General features: G+C 73.5%; 5 protein-coding genes. All 5 read left to right on the top strand.

Annotation, left to right across the window (positions count from 1 at the left end; genetic code table 11):
• A partial coding sequence (locus H5J29_RS18705; RefSeq protein ID WP_220187617.1) for a hypothetical protein occupies positions 1-381 on the top strand: 381 nt, incomplete at its 5' end.
• A gap of 6 nt (positions 382-387) precedes the next feature.
• Positions 388-1230 (top strand): class II glutamine amidotransferase, encoded by an 843-nt coding sequence (locus tag H5J29_RS18700; RefSeq protein ID WP_246394034.1) that lies wholly within the window; start codon positions 388-390, stop codon positions 1228-1230.
• Positions 1231-1468: 238 nt separating this feature from the next.
• Positions 1469-3064 carry an MFS transporter gene (locus H5J29_RS18695; protein WP_181782244.1) on the top strand — a complete coding sequence of 532 codons (1596 nt, stop codon included), beginning with the start codon at positions 1469-1471 and terminating at the stop codon, positions 3062-3064.
• Complete coding sequence (locus H5J29_RS18690; protein WP_312858304.1) at positions 3061-4164, top strand: AI-2E family transporter; 1104 nt, start codon at positions 3061-3063, stop codon at positions 4162-4164. Before H5J29_RS18695 ends, H5J29_RS18690 begins: the two co-directional genes overlap by 4 nt.
• The coding region (locus H5J29_RS18685; RefSeq protein WP_220187616.1) for a SulP family inorganic anion transporter at positions 4161-5839 on the top strand (1679 nt) is incomplete at its 3' end. The genes H5J29_RS18690 and H5J29_RS18685, both read left to right, overlap by 4 nt.

The following is a 5839-nucleotide window of genomic DNA, read 5'->3' as shown; positions in this document are numbered from 1 at the left end:
CAGGTCGCCGCGCTCCTCGTCCTGCGGCGCGACGGCGGCTACGGGGGTCTGGACGACCGCCACGTCGACCTCTCCGTCTACGACCACCGGGACCCGATCGCGGAGCTCGTGCGGTGCCACGCGCTGCACCGGCTCGCCTACCACCCGAGCGACCCGGCGAACCTGGTCGGGATCGACCCCGGACTCGCCCGGGAGCTCACCGCGCTGATGGCCGCGGCGGGCTTCCCCGCCCCGGCCGACGACGGGTGGGGGCCCGCGGTGCAGCGGCGGTTCGCGCTCTTCCTCGGCCGGGAGAACTACGACAACCGGATCCACGACGGCCGGGTGCTCGACCTCGAGGTGCTCGCCGACCTCCGCCTCCGGTACGGGACCACACGATGAGGAGTGATGACCATGTGCAGGTGGATGGCCTACTCGGGCGACCCGATCGTCGCCGACGACCTGGTGTTCCGGCCCGAGCACTCGATCATCGACCAGAGCCTCCACGCGCGGCTGACGGGGTTCACGACGAACGGGGACGGCTTCGGCATGGGGTGGTACGGCGACACCGCCGGGTCCCCGCCCAGGGTGTACAAGAGCACCCATCCGGCGTGGAACGACGAGAACCTGCGCGAGGTCGCCAGGGAGGTCCGGACGCCACTGCTGTTCGCGCACGTCCGGGCGTCGAGCGGGACCCCGGTGCAACGTTCCAACTGCCACCCCTTCCGCCACGGGCGCATGCTGTGGATGCACAACGGGTCCCTGGCCGAGTTCCCGCGGGTGGAACGCGACCTCCGGATGGCGGTGGACCCCGCCCTGCACCCGCTGATGGAGGGGTCCACCGACACCGAGACGCTCTTCTTCCTCGCGCTCACGTTCGGCCTCGAGGAGGACCCGCCCGCGGCGGTCGCCCGGGCGGTCGGGCTCGCCGAGGAGGTCGGGCGCGCGCACGACGTCCCGGACCCGGTCCACATGACCGTGGCCACCAGCGACGGCGAGTCGCTGTGGGTCTTCCGCTACTCCAGCGAGAAGGCGACGAGCTCGCTGTACTACTCCACGGACATCGACCCGCTGCGCCGGCTCCATCCGGAGCTGGCCGTGCTCGACACGCTCGGCTCCGACGCCCGGTTCGTGGTCTCCGAGCCACTGCGGGAGCTGCCCGGCGCGTGGACGGAGGTGCCGGAGGGCTCGTGGGCCCGGCTGCGGCGAGGCGAGCACGAGTTCCAGCCGTTCCAGCCGGTGTCCGCATGACCTGAGGTGTCCCGAGTGGACCGGACGCACCCGGCGTGCGGTCGTCCGCCATCGCCCCACGGGGCGCCCAGGGCGTCCAGACGTCCTCCTCGCGGTGCGCGGCGGGCCGGCGAGCCGCTTTCACCCCGGCGGGGTGACCCGGGGCGGGCGGGCGTGCGGTCCCCTTGCCGGGGCTCGGGACGAGTTCTGCGGCGGAGCACCTCCGCGGACCGTGCGGCCCGCAGGCAGGGAGGTCGACATGACGGAGAAGGACGCCGCCCGGGCCCCGTCCGAGCCCGGCGGTGGCACTCTGTTGGGGCTGCTGCTCGCGATGGCGATGTTCGTCCTCGTCGTCGACACCTCGCTGATGAACGTGTCGATCTCGGCGGTCGTCCGCGACCTGGACACGACGGTCAGCGGGGTCCAGTCGGCGATCGCGCTCGAGGCCCTCGTGTCCGCGGCCTTCATCCTGATCGGCGGCCGGCTGGGAGAGCTGATCGGTCGGAAGCGGGCGTACACGCTGGGCCTGCTGGCCTACGCCGTCGGGGCGGTGGCGATGGCCTTGGCGCAGAGTCTGACGGCGGTCCTCGTCTTCTGGGCCCTGGTGGGCGGTCTGGGGGCCTCCCTCCTGCTGCCCGCGATGCAGTCGCTGATCCACGGCAACTTCGAGGGCGCCGCGCGGACCAAGGTGTACGCCGTCGTCGGTGCCGCCGCGGCCATCGCCGCGGCGGTCGGCCCGCTGCTGGGCGGCTTCATCACCACCTACCTGTCCTGGCGGGTCGGCTTCGTCCTCGAGGCGGTCATCATCGCGGTGGTGCTGTCGGGCCTGCGGCTGGTCAAGGACGTCCCGTACACCGGGCCGCGGGGGCTCGACGTCGTCGGGGGCCTGTTGTCCGTCGTCGGGATGGGCGGCGTGGTCCTCGGGATCCTCGTCTGGCAGGAGGGCGGGGAGTCGGTCGCGGCCTTCCTGGCCGTCGGCGTCGTCGGGTTGGTGAGCCTGGTGTTCTGGCTCCGAGGGCGGGCCAGACGGGGGAGGACCGCGCTGACGGATCCGGCGCTGTTCGCCTCGCCGCCGTTCCGGCTCGGCATCTCCCAGCAGATGCTGCAGCAGGTCGCGCTGGGCGGAACCATGATCGTGCTGCCCATCTTCCTGCAGATGGTCCTCGAGTACAGCGCCATGGGAGCGGGTCTGACGCTCGCCCCGCTGTCGCTGAGCATGTTCGCGATCGCCCTGGTCGCGGGCAGGCGGTCGGGCCGGCACCGACCGGCCGTGATCGTCTGCGTGGGCTTCGCGGCGCTCGCGGTGGGCCTGGCCGCCCTGATCCTGGTCGTCCCGCGGGCGGAGTCCGGCTGGGCGCTCGTCGTGCCGTTGATCGTGTCCGGGTCGGGCCTGGGCCTGCTGGTCTCGCAGCTGAACAACTACACGCTCTCGCCCGTCTCGGCGGAGCGGGTCAGCGAGGCCGCCGGGGTGAACTCGGCGTGCGGCTCCTTCGGGTTGTCCTTCGGGCTCGCGTTCGCCGGGGCGACGATGCTCGCGGCCCTCACCGTCCTGTTCACCGCCGAGACCGAGGCGAGCACCGTCCTCCCGCCTGCCGACCAGCAACGGGTCGCCGAGGTGCTCGAGAGCGACGCGGAGCTCATGAGCAACACGCGGCTCGCCGAGCTCCTCGCCACGCAGCCCCCCGACGTCCGCGACGAGATCCTGCGGATCAACACCGAGGCCCGTCCGCAGGCCCTCCAGGTCGGGCTGCTCGTGCCGCTGGTCGCCGCGCTGCTCGGCGTGGTCCTGTCGCTGCGGATGATGCGGTTGCCGGACCCGCGCCCGTCCGACGCCGGCGGGCAGGCGCTCGGGTGACCACGGCCGACCCGGAGGCCGCCGACGGCGGGATGCCGCGCGGGCTCGTGGTGGTCCTGGCGCTCACCGGACTCCTGGTCAGCACGCTGGCCCTGCAGCAGTTCTCGGCGATCGCGGCCCCGGTCCTGCTCGCGCTGATCCTCATGGTCGGGGTCCATCCGCTGACCGGGATCCTCACCCGCCGGGGCGTGCCGCTCTGGCTCGCGGCCACGGCCACCCTGCTCGTGATCCTGGGGATCGTGCTCGGGCTCGCGGCCTCGCTGGCCGTGTCCCTGGCCCAGCTCAGCACCCTCCTCCCGGCCTACGAGGAGCAGTTCGCCACGCTGCTCGCCGGGCTGCGCACGTGGCTGGCCTCCCTCGGCGTCGGCCCCGAGCAGCTCCAGCAGGCCCTCGGCCAGATCTCGTGGGGCCGGGTCGCGGGTGTGGTGACCGACCTGCTGGCGGGGTTGGCGGGCGCGTTCTCGAACCTGCTCTTCCTGGTCTTCGTGGTGTTCTTCATGGGTGTCGACGCCGCGGGCTTCTCCCGGCGGCTCGCGGTCGTCGGCGGCCGGGGGGCCCAGGTCATGACCGCGCTGGGCGGGTTCGTCCACGGCACCCGCAGCTACCTGCTCGTGTCGACGGTCTTCGGGCTGGCGGTCGCCGCGATCGACACGGTGTTCCTGCTGATCGTCGGGGTGCCGCTCGCGCTGCTGTGGGGCCTGCTCGCGTTCGTCACGAACTACATCCCGAACATCGGCTTCCTGATCGGCCTGGTCCCGCCCGCCCTGCTCGCGCTGCTGGAGGGCGGGCCGAGGCTGATGCTGGTCGTGATCGTGGCCTACAGCGTGATCAACTTTCTGATCCAGTCGGTGATCCAGCCCAAGTTCGTGAGCGATGCGGTGAACCTGTCGCTCACCCTGACCTTCCTCTCGCTGGTCTTCTGGACCTTCGTGATCGGCCCGCTCGGTGCGGTGCTCGCCGTCCCGCTGACCCTGCTCGCCAAGGCCCTCCTGCTCGACGTCGACCCCCGCACCCGGTGGATGTCGGCGTTCCTGACCGGCGGTGGGGGCGAGTCCCGGCCGCCGGCGGACGACCCGGACCCGGACCCGGACGAGCCGTGACCGGGGGGCGGTCGAGGTTCCGCTCCCCGCTCGCCGACCTGCGGCGGCTGGCCGACCCGGCGCTCCTGCGCCGTGATCTCGGGGCCGGCGTCGTGCTCGGGATCGAGAGCGTTCCGGACGGCCTCGCCCGCGGCGTCCTCGTGGGGTCGGCGCCGCTGTCCGGGCTCTACGGGTACCTGTTCGGGATGCTGGCGGCGGCACTGGTCACGGCGACGCCGCTGATGATCGTGCAGTCCACCGGGGCCCTGGCGATCATCGTCGCGGACGTGGACCTCGCGGGCATGCCGGACCCGGCGCGGGCGCTGTGCACGCTGACGGTGCTCACCGGCATCGTGCTCGCCGTCGGCGGGCTGGTGCGGGTCGGCGGCCTGCTGCGCTTCGTCTCGACGGCCGTGCTGACCGGCTTCGTGGCGGCCGTCGGGCTGACCATCGTGCTCGGCCAGCTCGGCACGCTCACCGGCACCGACCTCGGCGAGGGGAACCGGGTCGTGCAGGTCGTCCGGCTGCTCGGGTCACTCGGCCAGGTCGACCTCGCCTCGACGGCGGTGGGGCTGGTGACGGTCGCGCTGGTCGTGGTGCTGGGCCGTACCCGGCTCGGGTCGCTGGGGCTGGTGGTCGCGGTGGTGGCGGGCTCGGGGCTCGCCGCGACGTTCGGGATGCTCGGCCGTCCCGTCGTGCTGCTGGCCGACCTGGTCGACGTGCCCCGCTCGCTCCCGGGACCGGTCCTGCCCGCGTTCGGCGAGATCGTGACGCTAGTGCTCCCGGCGCTGTCGCTGGCGTTCGTCGGGGCCGTCCAGGGTGCGGCGGTCTCGGCCTCGGTGGCGCGCCGCGAGGACGGCGCACCCCGTCCCTCGCAGGACATCGTCGGCCAGGGTGTCGGCAACCTCGTCGCGGGGTTCCTGCAGGGCATGCCGGTCGGCGGGTCGTCCTCCGCGAGCGCCCTGGCCGCGGCGTCCGGCGGGCGCACCCGGCTGGTGCCGCTCGGCGCGAGCCTGGTGATGGCCCTGGTGATCCTGGTGCTCGGCGGGGTGGTCGGGCTGGTCGCCATGCCCGCCCTGGCGGGCCTGCTGGTGGTGGTGGGGGCCGGGGCGATCCGACCGGCCCAGATCGCGGCCACCGCGCGGCTCGGGCCGGTCCAGGCGACCGTCCTCGCGGTCACGTTCGTGCTGACGATGATCGTGCCGCTGCAGTACGCGGTGCTGGTCGGCGTGGGGCTCTCGATCGTGCTGCACGTCGTGCGCCAGGCGGGCGGGCTCGTCCTGGTCCAGGCCCATCTCGGGCCGGACGGCCGGGTCCGCGAGTCCGAGCCGGTCGCGGAGGTGCCGCCCGGCGAGGTCGTGGTGCTGCAGCCCTACGGAAGCATCTTCTTCGCCTCCGCCGCGGCGCTCGAGGCCCGGCTGCCCGCGGTCACACCGCAGTCGCGCGACGCCGTGGTGATCCTGCGGCTGCGCGGGGTCGAGGACGCGGGTGGCACCTTCCTCGACGTCGTCGACCGGTACGCCGCCGCGTTGCGCGGGGCGGGCTGCCGGTTGGTCCTGGTCGCCGACAGCCCCGTGCTGCTCCGCCAGCTCCGGGTGACGGGCGTGCTGGCGGCCGTCGGCGAGGAGAACGTGTACCGCGGTGACGAGTGGGTCGGGCGGGCCGTGCGCCGCGCGCACCGGGACGCTCTGGCCTG

Source organism: Pseudonocardia pini (assembly GCF_013870575.1).
Taxonomy (GTDB): Bacteria; Actinomycetota; Actinomycetes; order Mycobacteriales; family Pseudonocardiaceae; genus Pseudonocardia; species Pseudonocardia pini.
This window is presented reverse-complemented; position numbering and strand designations above follow the sequence as displayed.